Genomic DNA, 22672 nt, shown 5'->3' on the forward strand with positions numbered 1-22672 from the left:
CGTTACAAGTTTTTAAGCGCCTTCTTAATTAATTCCTCCAGACTTATATCAGGAGAATCTTGTAAAATAACTTGTATAACTTTTTCAACTTTTTTTCTAGAAAATCCTAAGACTTCTAAAGCAGATAACGCTTCAATTTTAATAGTATTGTTTGAAACCGGTAAATCTTCGGAAATTTCATAAGATTTTAGAATTTTGTCTTTGAGGTCAACGATAACTCTTTGGGCAGTTTTAAGTCCAATTCCTTTAACGGATTGGATTTTTGATACATCTTCGCTGCCAATGGCCCTCTGGATTTCTTCAGTATCCATTGACGATAACATGGTAATGGCGGTACTTGGTCCAACACCTGAAACCGAGATGAGAAGTTTAAAAATCTCCCGTTCTGTTTTTTGATAAAATCCGTAAAGAATATGGGCATCTTCACGAATTACCAGATGAGTGAATAATTTTAGGTTCTCCTGGTCTGGGATATTTGAAAATGTTTGAAGAGAAACATGTACGTGATAGCCAATACCATTGCATTCTAATACCACGTGGTCGGGATTTTTTTCGACCAGTTTACCTTGAATATGTGTGATCATAAATTTTGAATCGAGATGGAGTCAAATGTAACAATTTTATCTTCTCAAAATGAAAATGTTAATCTTAATTTTACAACTTTTTCCAACCGTTTTCAGACAATTTCAAAGTATCGGTTTAATGCTTGTAAACCCGGCAAAAAAACCGTAAAAATGAGGTGTTATTTTTTACGACTCTGGGCATCAACTACTGCTATACACACCATATTGACAATTTCATCAACACTCGCACCTAATTGAATGAGGTGAACTGGCTTTTGGAGTCCCATGATGATGGGGCCTATAGACTCTGCTGCGTGAATTTCTTTTAATAATTTATAACTGATATTTGCCGATTCCAAATTCGGATAAATGAGTCCATTGACCTTTTTGCCCTGAAGTTTGGAGAACGAAAATTTGTCACGCCGCATTTTTTCATTCAATGCGAAGTCTGCCTGTAATTCGCCATCAATGACCACATGTGGGTAATATTTATGCAGATAATTAACAGCTTCCGACATTTTTTTTGCTGAATCAGAGCTGGAGGATCCAAAATTTGAAAATGATACCATGGCCAGGTTTGGTTTCAGGCCAAACATTTTCATCGTTTTGTCAGTCATTCTTGCTATTTCAGTCAAATCTTTCGCATTGGGATTGATATTCATGGCTGTATCCGAAAGAAATAATGGCCCTCTGTCAGTTAGCATGAGATTTGTCGCAGCTACCCTGCGAATGCCTTTGATTTTTCCTATCAATTCGATCATGGGCCTCGCAACGGTAGGGTAACTTCTCGTATAACCAGTGACCAGGGCGTCTGCTTGACTTTCATTGACCATCATGGCTGCAAAATAATTCCTTTCGCGCATCCATTTTTGAGCTTCTAACAGGGTCATCCCTTTACGCTGTTCTTTCTTCCAGAATATTTCTGCAAATTCATTTCTCCGCTGTTCCTCTTCCTTAGACTTAGGGTCAATAATCCGGATCGATCCTTCAAACTGAATTTCCTTCATGAGCGCTTCGATAGCAATTTTATCGCCCAGCAGTATAGGTATAGCAATTCCTTCGTCATAGGCAATCTGCGCCGCTTTTAAGACATTTAACTGATCAGCTTCGGCAAATACCACGGTTTTTGGATCTGACTTGGCCCTGTTGGTTACAAGCCTCATCAATTTGCTTCCCGTTCCAAGCCTTTCTATCAATATTTCTCTGTAGGCATCCCAGTCTTCAATCGGCAACTGTGCCACTCCGGAATCCATTGCTGCCTTGGCTACGGCTGGTGGAATTTCACTGATCAATCTCAAATCGAAGGGCTTGGGAATGATGTAGTCCTTTCCAAAAGTGATCATTTTCTTGTTATAGGTAATGTTTACCTGTTCAGGAACACTCTGTTTGGTGAGGTCGGCCAGGGCATGAACAGCTGCCATTTTCATTTCTTCATTGATCTTTTTCGCTCTGACATCAAGTGCTCCTCTAAAAATGAACGGAAAGCCAAGAACATTGTTTACCTGATTGGGATGATCAGACCTTCCGGTCGCCATAATGATGTCCTTTCGGGTCTCAACGGCGAGTTGATATGAGATTTCAGGATCAGGGTTTGCAAGGGCAAAAACAATTGGGTTCTTTGCCATGGACAATAACATTTCTGGACTCACTACGTTCCCAATGGAAAGGCCAATAAACACGTCTGCCCCTTTCATTGCATCTTGCAGGGTGTACAGGTCCTTGTCCGTGGTAAACTCTTTTTTCTGTTTATTTAGGTCCGTTCTGTCAGATCTTAATACACCCTTGCTGTCGCACATGACAATATTTTCCTTCTGCACACCTAATTTTTTGTATAAGCGTGTGCATGAAATAGAAGCGGCTCCCGCACCATTTATCACGACGTTAACCTCTGATGCTTCTTTTCCTGCAATTTCAAGCGCATTCTTAAGGGCAGCTGCGGAAATGATCGCTGTACCATGCTGGTCATCGTGCATCACCGGTATATTCAGTTCTTCCTTTAATCTTGTTTCTATTTCAAAGGCTTCAGGGGCTTTAATGTCTTCAAGATTGATTCCTCCAAAAGTAGGAGCAATGGCCTTAACTGTCTCCACAAATTTATCAACGTCTTTGGCATCTACTTCAATATCGAAGACATCAATGTCTGCAAAAATTTTGAATAACAGCGCCTTTCCTTCCATTACAGGTTTTGAAGCCAGAGGGCCGATATCACCAAGGCCAAGTACGGCGGTTCCGTTGGAGATTACGGCTACAAGATTTGCTTTAGAAGTATAATTGTATACCTTTTGCCCGTTTTTTTCAATTTCCAGGCAAGGTTCGGCTACACCTGGAGAATAGGCGAGAGAAAGATCCCTTTGAGTTGCATGTTTCTTGGTAGGTAAAACCTGAATTTTACCGGGAGTGGGAAATTCATGGTATTCTAAAGCATCTGTTTTTTTAATTTTGGAGCTCATATTTTTGTTTTTTGCTAAGGCTTACAAAGTTAATTTTTTTGAGGTAAGATAATGCTGATAACTCATTTTTTTAAGAATTTGATATTTCTCTGGAACCCCTTGAATTTAGCCCTTTTCACAGCCGAATTTTTAAAGATCTCCCGAAAAATCTCTTCGGTAATTTCTTCCCAGTCGTTCTTACTGTATGACAGCAATCTCGGATCCGGCTGAAATTTCTCTTCATGATGTGGTTTTGAAAACCTGTTCCAGGGGCATACATCCTGGCAGATGTCACATCCAAAGGCCCAGTCTTCAAATTTGTTTTTGAAAACCTGAGGAATTTCATCCTTTAGTTCAATGGTAAAATAAGAGATACATTTATTTGCATCTATAGTGTTTCTGGGCAGGATGGCTTCCGTTGGGCAGGCATCAATACACCGTGTACAGGAACCGCAGTGATCCGTTGAAAAAGGAGCATCGTATTCAAACTCCAGATCTGTTATGATCTCGGCCAGAAAGAAGAAGGATCCCCTTTGTTTAGAGATAAGTAAAGAATGTTTTCCCAGCCAGCCCAGACCACTTTTTTGCGCCCACGTCCTCTCCATGACCGGGGCTGAATCTGTGAATACTCTGGCATTAAAATCACCTATGGAAGACTGAAGGATGGAAACTAAGGATCTTAATTTGTTTCTAATAACCTGATGGTAATCTTCTCCGTAAGCATATTTCGCAATTTGGTAGCTGTCCCTGTTTTGGGTTTCCGAAGGGAAATAGTTGTAAATCAATGAAATGACACTTTTTGCTCCGGGAACAAGTTTTCTGGGGTCTAGTCGTTTTTCAAAATGGTTACCCATATAACTCATTTGACCGTGAAATCCTTGTTTCAGCCACTGTTCCAGTTTAGGGGCTTCTTCACTTAAAAATTCAGCCTTGGCTACACCACAGGCCTCAAATCCAAGCTTTTTGGCTTCCAGTTTTAAGATCTGGCTATATTTTTTCTTATTTATCAAATCGTTGAAGGGGTCAGCGAGCTAAAATACACTTTTGTCAAGACCAATTATAATGGATGCTTATTTAATTTTGGAAGGACTGACTCCATATTTTTTCTGGAAGCATTTTGTAAAATAGGATGCATTGTTAAAGCCTACATCCAAAGAAGTTTCGGAGATATTCGCACCTCCTTTTTTAAGCAGTTCAAATGCTTTTTTTAATCTGATGTTTCGTATAAAATTATTTGGAGAGAACCCGGTAAGGTTTGTTGTTTTTCTGTAGAGCTGAGCTCGTGACACCCCCATTGACTCGCAAAGAGATTTTACATTTAATTCGTGATTGTCAAGGTTTTCTTTTGTGAAGTCATACAGTTTAGACAAAAATTTTCCATCTCGATCCTCAACGACACGATATTTCTTTTTCAGATCTTGATTGTGCTCTAAATTTGAGAAGTCGGCGAAAGAGCGTGAACTCGTTATTTTTGAACTTTTAGAGATATCGCATAATATTTCAGAAAAATTAATCGCTTCTTCAAAAAATCCCTGAGCTGCTGTCACAGGCTGCCCCACACAGATCCCAATTTTGAATTTTACATTTTTGTATCTCCGTTTGAGTAGAGTTGAATGCAAATGTTTTCGTAAGTCAATACTTGAATTCAAAGCGGCTCCCGGAGTCATGAAGACTCCTATGATATGGTTGTTCAGATGATCCATATCACGACCTTGAAATTTTTCTATTATACCAATGCATTCCAGTTTGAGCTGATCAAATGACTTTTGAAATCGTTCCCGATTTGTAGGTTCTTTCACGGGAGCAATCAGTTTGAGCGACATGATGAAGCGATAGCCATTGTCTATTTCACCGTTGATATGTCTGACCAGCCCGTGGTCAATTTGCTGATTATCTCCCAGAAAAAGGTCATACATTCCTTTTTTTATTTCAACGAGATTACAGGCTTTGATACCATTGGCTTCCCTGTGAGTTGCCTCGCAGGCTTCTTTGCTGGGGCCTTCAATTAGGCAATAGGCTTTACCATCTTTTTCGTTGATCCAGTACTGATGATATTTTACCTTGTATTTTTCCTGGACGGCCAGATCCCTTAAATGGGCTTCATGAGAATCTTCAACATTAATTTCAGGTAGGTCATGAAAGTCCATATAAATAGGCATGGTTGAAGATTTAGGGAGCCTAATATACAAAAAATCTTAAAATTTTTAAGCAGATTGGAATCCAGGGATTTGGTTGTCAAATGGGTATTTTAAAACAATTCCCCTTGTGAAGATCCCTTGATTTTTCCCAGATGCTTGTAGGCCAAATCGGTAACTTCCCTGCCCCTAGGAGTCCTCATGATGAATCCTTCCTGAATTAAAAAAGGTTCATATACCTCTTCAATGGTTTCAGCATTTTCTCCAACGGCGGTAGCAAGTGTGCTGATTCCCACCGGGCCTCCTTTGAATTTGTCGATAATTGTGCTCAGGATTTTATTGTCCATTTCGTCCAGTCCGTGTTTATCCACATTGAGCGCGTTCAAGGCGTATTTGGCAATAGCAATATCGATATGTCCGTCTCCCTTGATCTGGGCGAAATCCCGGACACGTCGTAAAAGGGCATTTGCTATTCTAGGTGTCCCTCTGCTTCTTCCGGCAATTTCAATCGCTGCCTCCATAGAATTGGGCACATGCAGAATTCCTGCACTTCTTTGAATGATATGTGTTAGCAGCTCTGTACTGTAATATTGCAAGCGGCTGCTGATACCAAAACGAGCTCTCATCGGAGCCGTTAAAAGTCCGGAACGCGTTGTTGCACCAATAAGTGTAAATGGTTCCAGATTGATCTGTACGCTTCTCGCATTGGGTCCAGATTCAATCATGATATCGATCTTGTAATCTTCCATTGCTGAATAAAGATATTCCTCAATTACCGGGCTCAATCGATGAATTTCATCGATAAAAAGAACGTCTCTTTCTCCCAGATTTGTCAGTAATCCTGCAAGATCCCCGGGTTTGTCCAAAACAGGACCCGAAGTTACCTTAATATTGGCCTTAAGCTCATTGGCAATTATATGGGCAAGTGTAGTTTTACCAAGTCCGGGGGGACCATGAAAAAGTGTATGGTCAAGGGCCTCTTCCCTTTGATTTGCAGCTTCTACAAAAATTTTCAGATTTTCAAGAACCTGATCCTGGCCTGCAAAATCGTCAAACGACAGGGGCCTTAATTTCTTTTCCAGATCGAATTCTTCCGGGTTAAGATTTTTATTTGAGGCATCGAGGTATTCGTTCATGATGTAAGGACTCTATTATGAATCGATTATTCAATTTCAATTTCAGAAGCAAGAACAATGGCACTGGGGTATTCCTTTTTTATCGTGACAATGGCTCTGTCAGCATCAAGTCTGGTCCTGTAGTTGCCTACCTGTAATTTCCACTGTGGAGTACTGAAAATGATTGAAGTCGCAATATCAGGAAAAAGTGAGGAAAACTCATCTTTGATCTCATAACATTCTTTCTCGCTCCCATAGTAAATCTGGATTTTGTAGCCTTTAAACTTTTCCAGTGACTTATTATAATCTTTCTTCTGGGCCAACATTTCATCAACATGAGCACTGGTTTCGATTCTAACTTTACCCTCTTTGTTTTGTGCCGAAACATTGTATTGCAAAAAGACAAAACAAATTAGAAAAAAGCTCCATCGGTATTTCAAAAATTCCTGCATTGATAATATTTTTTACAAATCTAAAACAATATTTTTAGAAAGGTATTTCTTTCTTATTTAGAATCATTATAAATTAATATTAACAGAATATTAATACTTTGTCTAAACGTAAGAAAATGTATTTTTGCACAATCTTTTGATTGAACATGATATTTGTCATGAATTTGTCAAACCAGGAATATTTTTGCGCCCTATCAAGGGGTCTTTTAATATAACGAAAACGATGCAAATGAAAATTGTAATGCCCAGCAGTACATTTAAGAAATTCCTAACAGGCCTTTCTTTCCTTTTTTTAATCTCATTTAGTCTTAGTGCACAGCAAGGTGATCCCGCAAACGGGAAGAAATTATTCAATACAAATTGTGCAGCTTGTCACAAGTTGGATAAGAAACTTATCGGCCCTCCTTTAGGTGGTATAACAGAGAAACGATCAAATGAATGGTTACAAGCCTGGATCAAGGATAATAATGCCTTGAGAGCCAGTGGAGACCAGGATGCCATAGACATTTTTAATGAGTATAATGGGATGCCCATGACGGCTTATCCTCAATTGTCTGAGCAGGATATCAATGATATCCTTGCTTATACTGATGGAGAGCCGGTTGAAGCGAAAACAACCGTTGCAGCCACTCAGGAAGTTGATCCTAAAGTTGCCATTGGTAAGAAACTTTATCAGACCAACTGTGCCTCTTGTCACAAGCTGGATAAGAAATTAATTGGCCCGGCACTTGGTGGAATTGCTGACAGGAGAAGTATGGAATGGCTGAAGGCCTGGATTAAAGATAATAATGCTTTGAGGGCGAGTGGGGATCAGGATGCCATCGATATATTTGAAGAATACAACGGAATGCCTATGACAGCATTTCCTCAATTATCTGATGAAGATATCGAGGCAATAATAGCATATACAACTGCAGGAGATGTGAAGCAGGTTGTTGCATCTGCAGAAACTGAAGTTCTTGCAACCCCAAAGAAGTCCACGGCCTGGATGAGTTATATTGTTGTTGCTGTTCTACTGGGATTGATCATATGGATCTATGTTGCGAGTAACAATGGTTTCTTAAAGATCTCTGCAACGATTTTTGTACTTATTCTTACGGGATATATCTTATTTGATACCCTTATGGATATTGGTATTGATCAGGATTATCAGCCGATTCAGCCTATTGCCTTTTCACACAAGATACATGCCGGAGATAACAAAGTTGATTGTCAATACTGTCATTCTTCAGCGAAACACAGTAAAACATCGGGAATTCCTTCTGTAAATGTTTGTATGAACTGTCATAAAAGTATATCCGAATATACTGGCCCAACTACGTCAGAAATGGATAAGGCCTTTTACGATGCGGAGATCCAAAAAATTTACGATGCAATAGGATGGGATCCTGATAAGCTAGAATACATAGAAGGCTACGAGCAAAAACCAATAAAATGGGTTCAGATACACAAACTTCCTGACTATGCCTACTTTAACCATGCTCAGCACGTTACTGCAGGAAATATTGCTTGTCAGAAATGTCATGGCCCCGTTGAGGAAATGGAGGAGGTTTATCAGTATTCACCACTGACTATGGGCTGGTGTTTGAACTGTCACAAAGAAACTGCTGTAGATCTCAAAGGAAATGACTATTACGCCAAGATCCATGATGAATTATCAAAAAAATATGGCGTTGACAAAGTGACCATTGCTCAATTAGGAGGAAAGGAATGTGGTAAATGTCACTACTAGAATTTAGAATGTAATCAAGCCGAATGAATATCCGGTTTTTAGAAAAAACAAACAACAAAAATAAATATGGCATCTAACAAGAAATACTGGAAAAGTGTTGAAGAACTAAAAGAAAATAGTTCTATTGTTGAAAAGCTGCAAAAAAGTGAATTCATTGAAGATATACCAACAGAAAAGTTTCTGGGAGACAAAGAAGCTTTAGATTCAGGAGAGACTTCAAGGAGAGACTTTTTAAAATATGTTGGGTTTTCCACTGCTGTCGCTTCTTTGGCAGCCTGTGAAGGACCTGTGGTGAATTCAATTCCTTATGTGGTAAAACCGGATGATCTGATTCCCGGAATTCCAGATTATTATGCGTCTTCCATTGCGGATGGATTCGATTTTGCCAATATTCTGGTTAAGGTCCGAGAGGGAAGGCCAATAAAAATTGAGCCAAACAAGGATTCCGTAAACGGAATTGCCAACGCAAGAGTTCAGGCATCTGTACTTTCTTTATATGATAATAACAGGTTAAGAGGCCCCTTATCCAAAGGAGCAGATACGGATTATGCAACTTTGGATAAAGAAGTAAAGTCCGAGTTGGAAGCCATTAAAGCCAAAGGAGGAAAAATTGTTCTTTTGACAGGTACTACGGCGAGTCCGTCTTTAGCCAAACTTGTGGGAGAATTTAAGGAGGCTTATGGAAATGTGGAGCACATTGCATATGACGCCGTAAATGAAGATGCTGCATTGAATGCATTTCAGAAAATGTACGGACAACGAGTCCTTCCTGATTATGATTTCTCAAAAGCGGAAGTTATCGTTTCCGTGGGAGCTGATTTTCTCGGTGACTGGCAGGGTGGTAACTACAGTGCCGGATATGCAAAAGGAAGAAAGCCTAAAAACGGCAAAATGTCTCGGCACATTCAATTTGAATCGAATATGACTTTGTCGGGAGGTAATTCAGATAAAAGAATTATCGTTAAACCATCTGAACAACTTCAGGTGATGAGTAAGTTGTATGAAGCGATTGTCAATGGAAAAAATTCAGGATCGGATCCTGTTGATGATGCAGTTAACAAAGCTGTAGCTCAAATAAGAAAGGCAGGCAGCAAAGCGGTGGTCATCACCGGAGTTCAGGATGAAAATGCTCAGTTACTTGCACTGGCTATCAATGCTCACCTTCAAAGTGAAGTTATTGATGTGAATTCAACCAAGAATGTTCGGCAGGGAGATATGGCAAAGGTGGATGCCTTGATCAAAGATATGGCAGCTGGAAAAGTTGATGCGGTATTGATCTCAAACATTAATCCGGTTTACTCTTTATCGAATGGATCTGAGTTTGCTGAGGCTTTGAAAAACGTTTCACTTTCAGTGGCATTTAGCATGTCAGCAACTCAAACTTCTGAGGTGGCCCAATATGTGGTTGCAACCCCGCATTACCTGGAATCCTGGGGAGATGTTGAGATTAAAAAGGGGCATTTCGGATTGACACAGCCAACGATCAAACCACTCTTTAATACCAGACAGTTGGAGGATGCCCTCCTGGCCTGGAATGGTACTGAGGAGAGTTACTACGATTATATCAAGAGTCACTGGCAATCTAATTTGCTTGCTGGTAAATCATGGAATAAGACACTTCAGGAAGGAACCTTGAAGGTGAGCCATGGCGACGAGGCGGCAGTAGCCAATGAAATTGACCTTTCAGGCGCGAGTGCAGCTCTTGCCAAAACTGCAGGTGCAGAAATGGAACTTACGGTATACGCCAAAACAGGTTTAGGAGATGGTCAGCAGGCCAACAACCCATGGTTACAGGAGCTTCCTGACCCGATAACAAGAACTTCCTGGGACAATTACCTGCTTATTTCAAGAATTGACGCTGAACGATTAGGTCTTTCCAACAGAACCGCTGATAACGGAGCTCTTGACGGAGATTTGGTGAACATCGTGGCTGAAGGAGTTACTTTAAACAATGTTCCCGTGTACATTCAGCCTGGACAGGCAGCAGGTTCTGTGGCCATAGCCGTTGGTTATGGAAGAACTGATCTGAAGAATGACATGAATGTTGGAATCAATGCCTATCCTCTTTCTAAGGGATCTTTTCAAAGCGTTTCGATAGAAAAAACAGCTGGAGAGCATGAATTTGCCTGTGTCCAGTTACATCATACCATAATGGGTAGAGAAGGGGAGATCACCAAGGAGACTACCTTGGAGGATTTTGTTACAAAACCAAAAGATGAATGGAACCACGCTCCTGTTTTTTCTCTGGATCATCAGGAGGTTACACAAGATAAAGTTGACCTTTGGGAAAAGTTCGATGACAGTTTAGGAACGAAATTCAATTTATCGATTGATCTTGCCACCTGTACAGGATGTGCGGCATGTGTTGTTTCCTGTCACGCTGAGAATAATGTACCTGTTGTAGGGAAGCATGAAATCAGAGTAAGCAGAGACATGCACTGGTTAAGAATTGACAGATATTACTCAAGTGACACCACGGTTGCGCAAGGAAAAGAAGATGGAACGTTTGGAACGGGAGATTTCTTTAAAGCTCAGGGTGAGCCCTCCGATGCCCCAGAGGTTTCTTTCCAGCCTGTAATGTGCCAGCATTGTAATCATGCACCCTGTGAAACAGTATGCCCGGTTGCAGCCACCTCTCACGGACGACAGGGTCAGAATCAAATGGCCTACAACAGATGTATTGGTACTCGTTATTGTGCCAACAACTGTCCTTACAGGGTAAGGCGATTCAACTGGTTCAAGTACGCCAACAACAACGAATTCGATTTCAACATGAATAACGAATTGGGAAGAATGGTATTGAATCCGGACGTTACAGTAAGATCAAGAGGGGTTATGGAAAAATGTTCTTTCTGTATTCAAAAGACTCAGTTAACTATATTGAATGCCAAGAAAGAAGGAAGAGCCGTGAAGGACGGAGAATTCACAACAGCATGTTCAGATGCATGTCCTAACGGATCTCTTGTTTTTGGAGATGTCAATGATGAATCGAGTAAAGTTGCCCACTTAAGTGAGGATGACAGAAGCTTTAAACTTTTGGATTTTGTTGGTACGAAACCAAATGTATTTTATCAGTTAAAGGTAAAGAATACCAATGAGGCTTAAGCCGAAATGGTCAAATAATAAAAAGAGAAATAAATAAATATTATAATATACTATGTCTCATTACGAAGCACCTATTAGAGAACCGTTAATTATAGGAGATAAGAGTTATCACGACATTTCTAATGATATAGCCGCACCAATTGAAGGAAAAGCCAATAAATGGTGGTGGGCTGTGTTTACGCTTGCGCTGGTTGCATTTTTATGGGGAGTTGGAGCCATTGCCTATACGATAGGAACTGGTATTGGAGTCTGGGGGTTGAACAATAAGATCAACTGGGCCTGGGATATTACCAACTTTGTATGGTGGGTAGGAATTGGTCACGCGGGTACCTTGATCTCTGCGGTACTTTTGTTATTTCGTCAGAAATGGAGAATGGGGATAAACCGTTCTGCAGAGGCGATGACAATTTTTGCGGTATTTCAGGCTGGATTGTTTCCGGTGATCCACATGGGGCGTGTTTGGAATGGTTACTGGACGATGCCGATTCCCAACCAGTTTGGGAACCTTTGGACCAACTTTAATTCACCTTTGTTATGGGACGTTTTTGCGATCTCGACATATCTGACTGTATCTGTTGTATTCTGGTATACTGGGTTGTTGCCTGATTTTGCAATGATCAGGGACAGGGCAACCAAACCTTTTCAAAAGAAAATTTATAGTCTGTTGAGTTTCGGATGGACAGGAAGAGCAAAAGACTGGCAGAGGTTTGAAGAAGTATCGCTGGTACTGGCAGGTCTTGCAACTCCACTGGTTCTTTCTGTACATACGATTGTATCCTTTGACTTTGCTACCTCTGTTATTCCGGGCTGGCACAGTACGGTATATCCGCCCTATTTCGTTGCCGGAGCCGTATTTTCAGGATTCGCAATGGTGCAGACACTATTGATCGTTATGCGAAAGGTTTCTAATCTTGAAGCTTATATAACCAGAGGACATATTGAGAATATGAATAAAGTAATTCTTGTTACCGGAGGTATTGTGATGGTTGCCTATCTGTCAGAGTTTTTTGTAGGATGGTACTCAGGAAGTTCTTACGAAGATTTCGTTTATTTATCAGTAGGAGCTGCAACCGGACCTTATTGGTGGGCGTTTTGGGCCTTGATACTTTGTAACGGAGTTTTCCCGCAATTGCTTTGGATCAAAAAATTAAGAACCAATTATACAGTATCTTTCATCATGGCGCTGATTATCAATATTGGAATGTGGTTTGAGCGTTTTGACATCATTGTAATTAATTTAAGTAGAGGACACCTTCCGTCAACATGGACTATGTTTGAGCCTACTTTTGTTGATATTGGAATTTTTATGGGTACGATAGGTTTCTTCTTTGTATTGTTCCTGTTGTATGCCAGGACCTTCCCTGCTGTGGCCCAGGCTGAGGTAAAATCTATACTGAAATCATCAGGAGATAATTACAAAAGAGAAAGAGACAGTAAATAAAAGATACAATTTATAGAATTGAAAAAACAAATAAGATGAGCGATAAAGTTATACATGCTATTTACGACGATGACGACGTGCTGCTGAAGGCAGTCAAAGAAGTTCGTGAAGCAAATCATCACATAGAAGAGGTTTACACCCCATTCCCTGTTCACGGTTTGGAGAAGGCTATGGGAATTGCAAATACGAGAATTGCAATCACTGCATTTCTTTATGGAATAACTGGACTTGGGTTTGCGGTTTGGATGATGAACTATATGATGATAGAGGACTGGCCACAGAATATCGGTGGAAAGCCGAGTTTCAGTTATGCCGAGAACATGCCGGCATTTGTTCCGATCATGTTTGAATTGACGGTGTTCTTTGCGGCTCACCTAATGGTTATAACTTTTTACATGAGGAGTAAGATAGGGCCTTTTGTAAAAGCCTCAAATCCGGATCCGAGAACGACAGATAATATGTTTTTGATGGAGGTACCTGTTACGGGTGATGAGAAAGAATTGGAGACCTTCTTGACAAAAACAGGAGCTGTTGAAACTAAAATTGTAGATAAGCACTAAAAGATTACTAATGAAGAATATATTCAATATTGCATTGTCAGGTTTAATGATATTGTTACTTGCTTCTTGCAGTGAGGGAAGACCTACTGAAAGAAGTGTTCAATATATGGGTGATACAGATATGTACGAGCCGGTTCCTTATGAAACTTATGGAGAGAACCCAATCTTTTCCAACGGGACGAATGCTCAGCTTCCAGTTGAAGGAACCATTGCCAGAGGTGCCTCTGTATATGATTACCCAAATTCTGAAGCGGGTTATCAGATGGCCAAGGACTCTTTAAGAGCGCCTTACCCTGCATCTGAGGAGGTGTTGGCAAAGGGAAAAGTGACTTATAAAATCTATTGTTCCTCATGTCATGGAGATAAGGGTGACGGAATGGGAACCCTTGTAAAAAATGAAAAGTTTCTCGGAGTTCCTAATTACAAAGACAGGGATATCAATCAGGGAACAATTTATCACGTGATCATGCATGGTAGAAACCTGATGGGGTCACATGCTTCTCAGATGACCGAAGAAGAACGTTGGAACGCGGTTCATTATGTGGAGCAACTAAGAAGTGATCTTTTAAAATAATTCAATTAAGTAAAAAATAAATACAGAATATAATGTATACATTTTCAGGTAAATTAAAAACGGTTTCACTTGTATTAATGATCATTGGTGCTTTGAGTATTGGTTACGGGTTCTTTACTGCCCCAAAGACCACCCAAGATGTTGAGCAAGCTATGGCGCATGATAGCGGACATCACGGAGAAGAAGCATCTCACGGAGCACCATCTCATGGAGACACGGCTCATTCAGAAGAACACAGTGAAGCAGAAGCCCAAAGTCATTTGGAGCATTTGTTGCATCAGGGTCAAAACAGGCCTTGGACAGCATTTTTTATCGCAGCATTTTTCTTTTTAATGATCTCGGTTTGTGTATTGGTTTTTTATGCGATTCAATGGGCGGCTCAAGCAGGATGGTCAATTGTTCTTTTCAGGGTTATGGAGGGAATAAGTGCATATATTTTACCTGGTTCAATTTTATTATTCTTATTTCTTTTGGCATCAGGTATGCACATGAACCATATTTATGTCTGGATGGCTGAAGGTACTTTCGATCCTTCAAGCGAGAATTATGATGCCATAGTCGCAGGAAAAAGCTGGTGGTTGAATGTACCTGGTTGGATCATCAGAAGTTTTATCTACTTGTTTGTTTATAATATCTTCAGATACCTGCTAAGAAAGAATTCGCTTGCTCTTGATACCTCAGCAGACATTAAGATCTACAAAAAGAATTTTAATCTGTCAATAGTGTTTATTGTACTGTTCGGAATTTTGGAATTGTTCATGTCATTCGACTGGTTGATGTCTTTGGATCCTCACTGGTATAGCCAATTGTATTCATTCTATGTGTTTGCAAGTGTTCTTGTTTCAGGAATTACCACAATTGCACTGGTGACAATTTATCTCAAAAATAAAGGAGTTCTGCCTTTTGTAAATAATAGTCATATTCATGATTTGGCCAAATATATGTTTGGATTCAGTATTTTCTGGACTTATTTCTTTTTTGATCAATTCATGTTACAGTGGTATGCCAATATTCCAGAGGAAGCAGCTTATTTTTGGCCGAGATTGATAGGTTCGTATCAGTTGCCGTTTATATCAATGCTTGTCATGAACTTTGTGTTCCCTATCCTTATATTGATGGATAGTGACTTCAAAAGGGTACCATGGTTTGTTGTAGCAGCAGGTCTGATAATCCTGACGGGTCATTACATAGATGTTTTCCAGTTAATTTCCCCGGCTACTGTTGGTGACAGCTGGAGCATTGGAATTCCTGAGCTAGGTTCTTTAGCTTTCTTTATGGGTCTGTTTATTTATGTGGTGTTTACATCAATTTCAAAGGCTCCTTTACATGCCAAAGGTAACCCGTTTATGAAGGAAAGTGAAATTTATCACTATTAGACTTAACTACCTAAAAAATAAAAGGTTGACACAATGTGCTCAACCTTTTTTTATACCCGGATAATTTATAAAATTTTTTTTGGCTTAAAGCTGATATAAGTCATGAAAATTAATATTTTTCTTTATATTTGCGGCACGTAAAATCCGCTTTATAAACTTATATATCATTGATGAAAGCACTATTTTTTATTCTTATTTTTTTTGTAATAGGAACGGCATTCTGGCAGTTTTTTAAATTATTAGGATTAACAAAGAAGGATCAGGTTGCAACAGAGAAGGAAAACAACATTAACGGATGGTTGATGCTTGGACTTGGAGGGTTTGTTTACGGATTGATGCTTTATTCAATGTTTCAGGGAAGAGTGGTGCTTTTACCAAGGCTGTCTGCTTCTTTGGAAGGAGAGGATATAGATAATTTGTTTGTTATTACAATGGGATTGATCCTCGTTGTTCAGTTCATCACTCAGTTTTTGATTTATTATTTTACTTTCAGGTACAGAGGTACAGAAGGACGTAAAGCGTTATTTTATGCAGATAGCCATAAGTTGGAAATGTGGTGGACCATCACTCCAACGGTTGTACTTTCAGTTTTGATTATTTATGGATTGTGGACCTGGAACAATGTTCAGGATCTTTCTGATGCTGAAAACCCGCTGATCATTGAAGTTTATGCCAAGCAGTTTCAATGGGAGGCAAGATATGCCGGAGAAGACAATCAATTGGGATTGGGGCACGTAAATTTCATCAAAGGGATCAACACGATGGGTGTTGATATGTCTGACAAGAATTCAGCTGATGATATTCCGGTTAGAGAGTTACATTTACCGAAAGGAAGAAAAGTTATTTTTAAGTTTAGATCACAGGATGTAATGCATTCTGCCTATATGCCTCACTTCAGGGCTCAGATAAACTGTGTGCCCGGAATGGTAACTTCGTTTGGATTTACTCCAACGGTTACAACTGAAGAAATGCGTTTGAATGAAGATACAAAAGCAAAATTTGATGCTATCAACAAGCTCAGAGTAGAAGAGGGTAAAGAAGAAGTTGAATTCGACTATCTCCTGCTTTGTAACAAGATATGTGGAGCTTCCCACTACAATATGCAAATGAAGGTAGTTGTTCAGGAAGAGGAAGATTTCAACAAATGGTTAAAAGAACAGAAAACTTTAGCACAGGTTATTAATAACTAAGAACTAATCGAAAAACATATTTAAGGAAAATGTCAGATCATCATCATCATAAAGAAACATTTGTAACCAAGTATATTTTTAGCCAGGATCATAAAATGATCGCAAAGCAGTACCTGATCACAGGTATGTTTATGGGGGTTATTGGAGTGTTTATGTCAATGCTGTTTCGTTTACAGTTAGCTTACCCGGATCAGAGTTTCTCTATCATTGAAGCTTTTCTTGGAAAGTGGGGAGAAGGAGGACAAATGACACCCGATATGTATATGGGGCTTGTTACGATTCACGGTACGATCATGGTATTCTTTGTACTGACGGCAGGTTTAAGTGGAACCTTTAGTAATTTGCTGATTCCTTTGCAGATCGGAGCACGTGATATGGCTTCAGGATTTTTGAATATGATCTCGTACTGGTTGTTCTTCCTTTCAAGTTTGATCATGTTTTTATCGATCTTTGTACATACAGGTATGGCTTCTGCAGGATGGACAATTTACCCGCCATTAAGTGCCCTGCCTCAGGCTATGTCTGGTTCAGGATTGGGAATGACGCTATGGTTGGTATCGATGGCGATTTTTATTGCTTCTTCCCTGATGGGATCCCTGAACTATATCGTAACGGTACTTAATCTTCGCACAAAAGGGATGAAGATGACACGTTTACCTTTGACAATCTGGGCATTTTTCATTACCGCTATCATCGGTGTGATTTCTTTCCCTGTATTATTGTCGGCAGCTTTGTTGCTGATATTTGACCGAAGTTTTGGAACTTCGTTCTTCCTTTCGGATATTTTTATCCAGGGAGAAGTACTGCATTACAAAGGAGGTTCACCCATTTTATTCGAGCATTTATTCTGGTTCCTTGGACACCCGGAAGTATATATTATTTTGTTACCCGCACTCGGAATTACTTCAGAAGTGATTTCCACAAATGCACGTAAACCGATTTTCGGTTACAGAGCGATGATAGGTTCAATTATGGCGATCGCCTTCCTTTCAACCATTGTATGGGGACACCATATGTTCGTTACAGGAATGAATCCATTCCTGGGATCTGTATTTACATTTACAACTTTATTGATTGCTATTCCTTCAGCGGTAAAAGCATTCAACTATATAACAACGTTATGGAGAGGTAATCTCCAGCTTAATCCGGCCATGCTGTTTTCGATTGGTATGGTATCCACTTTTATCACAGGTGGTTTAACAGGTTTGATTCTTGGTGATAGTGCCCTTGACATCAATGTTCATGATACCATGTTTGTTGTGGCCCACTTCCACCTTGTGATGGGTATTTCTGCTCTTTTCGGAATGTTTGCAGGAGTATATCACTGGTTCCCAAAAATGTACGGGAAAATGATGAATAAGGATATGGGCTATTTGCATTTCTGGATAACTGCGATTTCTGCCTATGGTGTGTTTTTCCCGATGCACTTTATCGGATTGGCAGGATTACCACGAAGATATTACAGCAACTCAGCGTTCCCTATGTTTGATGACCTGCTGCACATAAATAAAGTAATTACGGTTTTTGCCATAATTGGAGGTCTTGCTCAAATTATTTTCCTTGCAAACTTTTTCTTTAGTATTGCCAAAGGTAAGAAGGCTTCTCAGAACCCTTGGAAAGGTAACACCCTTGAATGGACAGCTCCTGTTGAGCATATGCATGGAAACTGGCCAGGTGAGATTCCTGAAGTGCACCGTTGGGCTTATGACTATAGTAAAACAGATGAAAACGGTAATCTGTGGGGTGGACAGGATTTTACTCCTCAATCCGTGCCGATAAGAGACGGAGAAGAAGAATTTTAACAGCTACTACTAAATAAAAATCATATTTTTAGAACCTCAATATTATTGGGGTTTTTTTTTATCTATATTTGAATAAATTTCACTTGCAATGTTTCGGAAAATCTTACTCTGGTTACTGGCGATTTTGGTTGTAATTCTTGTTGTTTCAGTGATTTTTATAAAGAACAATAAGCCGGTATACAGCGGAACAATTCCCCTGGAAGCAATAGAAGAGAAGGTTACAGTGTATTTTGACGAATACGGGGTTCCACATATTTTTGCGGATTCAGAAAAGGATGCATACCGGGCACTGGGGTATGTGCATGCACAGGATCGCTTATGGCAAATGGAGCTTATAAGAAGAATAGCAGCAGGAAGATTGGCAGAGGTATTTGGAAGTGAGCTGGTTAAAACCGATAAGCTTTTTCGCGGTATGGGTTTGGGGGCCACGGATGAAATGATACGAACCCACTCGGACACTACGTCGCAGTCCTATATATTGGCACAGGCCTATCTTGACGGAATCAATGAGTTTATTGATCTGGGCAAAACACCCATAGAATTTAGGGTGATGGGCCTGGAGAAGGAGCACTATCAAATGAAGGATATTTATAATGTTTTCGGTTATATGGCCTTTAGTTTTGCTCAGGCGCACAAAACAGATCTGTTACTTACGGATTTAAAGCAGACTCTAGATCGAAAATATCTTGAAGATTTGGATCTTGACATCAGTCCGAGAACCACACTTATTAAGAATTCAAGAGGTATGAAGCGGATGGCACTAAGTGCCGGAAATTCTATTAATGAAATTATGGAGACCTTGCCCGCACCTCCTTTTATAGGGAGCAACAGCTGGGTTATTGGCCCTCAGAAAACAAAAAATGGAAAGGTAATACTGGCGAACGATCCTCATATTGGGTTTTCTCAACCTTCCGTATGGTATCAGGCCCATATAGTCACCCCGAATCGGGAAATATATGGATTTCATCTTGCACTTAGCCCCTTTCCGGTGTTGGGCCATAATTATGATTACGCTTACGGGATAACCATGTTTGAAAACGATGACATTGATTTTTTCCGGGAGGATGAAAATCAGCAATATAAAGTACGAAAGGAAATCATCCATGTAAATGACGGGGAAGATGTTGAACTTGAGGTTAAGATAAGCCCGAATGGACCTTTGATGACAGGCTTATTTGATAATCTGGATGAAGACGAGAAAATCACCATGGACTGGACTTATTTAAAAGAGCCATCGAATTTGTTGGAAAAAGTATACCGGATCTCTCATATCAATAACCTTTATGAATTCAGAGATGCTGTAGCTGAGATCAAGGCACCCGGTTTAAACATGATGTATGGTGACGCTCGCGGGAATATTGCCTGGTTTGCGTCCGCCCAGCTTTATGAAAAGAATGAAAATATCCATACAAAGTTTGTTCTAAATGGTTCTGAAAAGGAAGATACCGAGAAACACTATCTTGATTTCGAGCAAAATCCTCAGGCAATCAACCCCTCATGGCACTATGTTTATTCGGCCAATAATCAACCTGAAGAAGTAAATGATAAATTGTATCCGGGATATTATCTTCCGGAAGACAGGGCAAAAAGAATCGTCACACTCCTGAAAGAAAGGGATTCCTTTTCGCTTCCTGAGGTGGAGAAAATGATTGTTGATAATAAGTCGGCAGTTTCACCCGATTTAGTTAAGATCATTACCGAGAATATTTCCAAGGTCAACCTTAACGAAACAGAAAAGGAGGCTATTGATGTACTAAATGCATGGGATGGATCTTACGCGATGGAAGAAATTGCCCCTACGATCTATTTTAAATTCGTCTATTTGTTCTTGAAGAACACTTTTGAAGATGAGATGGGGGAGGAAAGTTTTGAGCAGTTTTTACAGACTCATTTGTACAAAAGGCAAATTGCCAGACAGCTCAGATTAAATAAATCTGTATGGTGGGATGATGTTAATACCAAAGAAATAAAGGAACTAAAGGATGAGATCATTACAAGGTCATTTCATCAGGCCGTTGAATCTCTCAAGAACCAGTTTGGAAATGATATATCTGATTGGAAATGGTCAAAAGCTTTAACCGTTGAGCACAAACATGCCTTCGACAAAAGCGGGGCCCTGAGAAGCTTTTTTAACGTGGGACCTTTTAAAACCGACGGAGGTTTAGAAGTCATCAACAATCAATTGTTTAAACTTAACAAAAATGGAGTGTATAAGGTTCATGCAGGGCCTTCAACACGTCGTATCATTGATTTCAGCGACGTTGAAAATGCAAGGTCCATTCTTCCTACGGGCCAGTCTGGAAATGTTTTCAGCAAACATTACAGCGATCAGGCTGAGAAATATTTAAGGGGAGAATTTATCAAAATGATGCTAAACAAGAAGGAGATAAGAGCCAGTAAGGACGTTTTGGTTTTTATGCCCAGTAAAGACAGTCTTTAAAGAAATATTGGTTCCGGCTTTTTAAAGGGGCCAGAATTGAATTTTCAGGATCAGGAACCGGCGGACTCAAATAAATCAGAGGAGAGATAACGGTCACCTCGATCGCAGATGATACATACCACGACACCGCTGTCAATCTCATTGGCAATTTTCAAAGCTGTCGCAACAGAACCCCCACTGCTCATCCCGGAAAATACGCCCTCATCTTTGGCCAGCCTAAGGCTCATTTCTCGTGCTTCCTGCTCACTGACTTCAATGATTCGATCTACTTTTGACCTGTCAAATATTTTTGGAAGGTATGCTTCAGGCCACTTTCTGATACCTGGGATTCTAGAGTCGTCGGTAGGTTGAGCTCCAATGATCTGAATGGAAGGGTTCTTTTCTTTCAAATAAGTAGAGACCCCCATAATGGTGCCGGTGGTTCCCATAGCCGAAACGAAATGCGTTACTTTTTTATCAGAATCATTCCATATTTCGGGTCCGGTTGTCTTATAGTGAGCCCTCCAGTTGTCATTATTGGAAAATTGGTTTAGCATGACAAAGCCCTCATTTTGAACTTTAAGGTCGGCATAATCCCTGGATCCTTCTATTCCTTCAGACGCATCTGTAAGCGTCACCTTTGCCCCATAGGCTCTCATGGTCTGAACCCTTTCTTTTGTAGAATTCTCGGGCATTACCAATTCGATATTCAGCTTAAATATTCCGGCTATCATGGCGAGTGCAATACCTGTATTTCCACTCGTTGCCTCGATCAGTCTGGTATTTTGATCAATCTCTTTTCGCTCCATAGCGGATCTGATCATGTTCAATGCAGGTCTGTCTTTTACACTTCCTCCCGGATTATTGCCTTCCAGTTTAAACAATAATTTGACATCCTTGTTGGCAACAAGCGTTCTTGATGCAACAAGAGGTGTATTTCCAATAAGATCGAGAATGCTATGATTCAGCATGATTGGTTTTCTTTTTAAGTTTGATATCTGTTCGCTGATAAACAATTGAATTTTCAGGCACTGATTCGGTCAGCCATACGTTTCCTCCGATGGTACTGTTTTTTCCGATAGTCGTATCTCCTCCTAAAATGGTTGCACCGGCGTAAATCGTTACATTATCTTCAACGGTTGGGTGCCTTTTTAAATCCTTCATGTCCTTTGATACCTGCAAGGCACCGAGCGTGACCCCCTGGTACAACTTTACTTTGTTCCTGATAATTGTGCTTTCCCCAATAACGACCCCTGTTCCATGATCGATGAAAAAAGGCGACCCTATCTGGGCCCCCGGGTGAATATCAATACCTGTTAATCGATGCGCGTATTCACTCATGATTCTCGGTATCAAAGGCATATTTTGCTGATGAAGCTCATGACTCAGTCGATAAACAGCTATGGCATAAAAACCGGGATAGGCCAAAATGACTTCTTCTATACTCCGGGCAGCGGGATCATGCAAAAAAATGCATTTGGCGTCCTGATTCAGTCGGTTTAACAGATTTGGTAAATTCACTAAAAATTTCTTCCAGATGAGTTCGAATCTGTTTAATCCCTCTTTGTCAATCATGCAAGCAAGATCTTTAAATGACGCTCCCAGTTCCTCCATGTTGCTGGAAACAGAAATTTTGGAATCAAATAAAATCTTGAACAGGCTTTCGGTAAATTCCTCGGTTTTTAATTTAACCCTAAAATCAACCAAATGGTTTTGCTTGTTGTTACGTATACTCTGTATAATTTTATCTATAGACATCAGTAGATTTTCTTCCGGTTA

General features: G+C 40.1%; 17 protein-coding genes. 9 read left to right on the forward strand and 8 right to left on the reverse strand.

The features are described from left to right. Window positions 1–2: 2 nt before the first annotated feature. From ruvA to LCM02_RS13980, 6 genes are all read right to left on the reverse strand, one after another. A complete protein-coding gene (ruvA, locus tag LCM02_RS13955) occupies window positions 3–584 on the reverse strand; it encodes a Holliday junction branch migration protein RuvA (protein ID WP_224931341.1) in 582 nt (193 codons plus the stop codon). Between the two features lie 158 nt (window positions 585–742). After that, window positions 743–3013: an NADP-dependent malic enzyme gene (locus LCM02_RS13960; protein WP_224931343.1), complete on the reverse strand. Its 2271-nt coding sequence runs from the start codon at window positions 3011–3013 to the stop codon at window positions 743–745. 62 nt (window positions 3014–3075) lie between these two features. Next, complete coding sequence (gene queG, locus LCM02_RS13965; protein WP_224931345.1) at window positions 3076–4002, reverse strand: tRNA epoxyqueuosine(34) reductase QueG; 927 nt, start codon at window positions 4000–4002, stop codon at window positions 3076–3078. Between the two features lie 60 nt (window positions 4003–4062). Then, window positions 4063–5151 carry a nickel-binding protein gene (locus tag LCM02_RS13970; protein ID WP_224931347.1) on the reverse strand — a complete coding sequence of 363 codons (1089 nt, stop codon included), beginning with the start codon at window positions 5149–5151 and terminating at the stop codon, window positions 4063–4065. An 89-nt stretch (window positions 5152–5240) separates the two neighbouring features. Beyond that, window positions 5241–6263 (reverse strand): Holliday junction branch migration DNA helicase RuvB, encoded by a 1023-nt coding sequence (ruvB, locus tag LCM02_RS13975; protein ID WP_224931349.1) that lies wholly within the window; start codon window positions 6261–6263, stop codon window positions 5241–5243. Window positions 6264–6289: 26 nt separating this feature from the next. Further along, the gene (locus tag LCM02_RS13980) at window positions 6290–6694 is read right to left on the reverse strand and encodes an SPOR domain-containing protein (RefSeq protein WP_224931351.1); all 405 of its coding nucleotides are present in this window, start codon (window positions 6692–6694) and stop codon (window positions 6290–6292) included. Window positions 6695–6923: 229 nt separating this feature from the next. Here LCM02_RS13980 and LCM02_RS13985 point away from each other — a divergent pair, with 229 nt between their 5' ends. The 9 genes from LCM02_RS13985 to LCM02_RS14025 all read left to right on the forward strand — a co-directional run bounded on the left by LCM02_RS13985 (window position 6924) and on the right by LCM02_RS14025 (window position 20914). After that, the gene (locus LCM02_RS13985; RefSeq protein ID WP_224931354.1) at window positions 6924–8426 is read left to right on the forward strand and encodes a c-type cytochrome; all 1503 of its coding nucleotides are present in this window, start codon (window positions 6924–6926) and stop codon (window positions 8424–8426) included. A gap of 66 nt (window positions 8427–8492) precedes the next feature. Further along, window positions 8493–11531 carry a TAT-variant-translocated molybdopterin oxidoreductase gene (locus LCM02_RS13990; RefSeq protein ID WP_224931356.1) on the forward strand — a complete coding sequence of 1013 codons (3039 nt, stop codon included), beginning with the start codon at window positions 8493–8495 and terminating at the stop codon, window positions 11529–11531. A gap of 52 nt (window positions 11532–11583) precedes the next feature. Continuing rightward, window positions 11584–12972: an NrfD/PsrC family molybdoenzyme membrane anchor subunit gene (nrfD, locus tag LCM02_RS13995; RefSeq protein WP_224931358.1), complete on the forward strand. Its 1389-nt coding sequence runs from the start codon at window positions 11584–11586 to the stop codon at window positions 12970–12972. A gap of 35 nt (window positions 12973–13007) precedes the next feature. Continuing rightward, entirely contained in the window at window positions 13008–13532 is a 525-nt protein-coding gene (locus LCM02_RS14000) for a DUF3341 domain-containing protein (protein WP_224931360.1), read from the forward strand. 10 nt (window positions 13533–13542) lie between these two features. Beyond that, entirely contained in the window at window positions 13543–14106 is a 564-nt protein-coding gene (locus LCM02_RS14005) for a c-type cytochrome (RefSeq protein WP_224931362.1), read from the forward strand. Between the two features lie 32 nt (window positions 14107–14138). Then, complete coding sequence (locus tag LCM02_RS14010; RefSeq protein WP_224931364.1) at window positions 14139–15482, forward strand: quinol:cytochrome C oxidoreductase; 1344 nt, start codon at window positions 14139–14141, stop codon at window positions 15480–15482. A gap of 170 nt (window positions 15483–15652) precedes the next feature. Further along, window positions 15653–16672: a cytochrome c oxidase subunit II gene (locus LCM02_RS14015; RefSeq protein WP_224931366.1), complete on the forward strand. Its 1020-nt coding sequence runs from the start codon at window positions 15653–15655 to the stop codon at window positions 16670–16672. A 29-nt stretch (window positions 16673–16701) separates the two neighbouring features. Continuing rightward, entirely contained in the window at window positions 16702–18474 is a 1773-nt protein-coding gene (locus tag LCM02_RS14020) for a cytochrome c oxidase subunit I (protein ID WP_224931368.1), read from the forward strand. Between the two features lie 88 nt (window positions 18475–18562). Then, on the forward strand, window positions 18563–20914 hold the full coding sequence (locus LCM02_RS14025) for a penicillin acylase family protein (protein ID WP_224931370.1): 2352 nt from the start codon (window positions 18563–18565) through the stop codon (window positions 20912–20914). A 50-nt stretch (window positions 20915–20964) separates the two neighbouring features. Here LCM02_RS14025 and cysM read toward each other — a convergent pair whose 3' ends face one another. After that, the gene (gene cysM, locus LCM02_RS14030) at window positions 20965–21864 is read right to left on the reverse strand and encodes a cysteine synthase CysM (RefSeq protein ID WP_224931373.1); all 900 of its coding nucleotides are present in this window, start codon (window positions 21862–21864) and stop codon (window positions 20965–20967) included. Continuing rightward, complete coding sequence (gene epsC / locus LCM02_RS14035; RefSeq protein ID WP_224931375.1) at window positions 21851–22651, reverse strand: serine O-acetyltransferase EpsC; 801 nt, start codon at window positions 22649–22651, stop codon at window positions 21851–21853. Before epsC ends, cysM begins: the two co-directional genes overlap by 14 nt. Window positions 22652–22672: the final 21 nt, after the last annotated feature.

Origin of the sequence: Lutimonas saemankumensis (assembly GCF_020171465.1) — a bacterium.
In the GTDB taxonomy this organism is placed as follows: Bacteria; Bacteroidota; Bacteroidia; order Flavobacteriales; family Flavobacteriaceae; genus Lutimonas; species Lutimonas saemankumensis.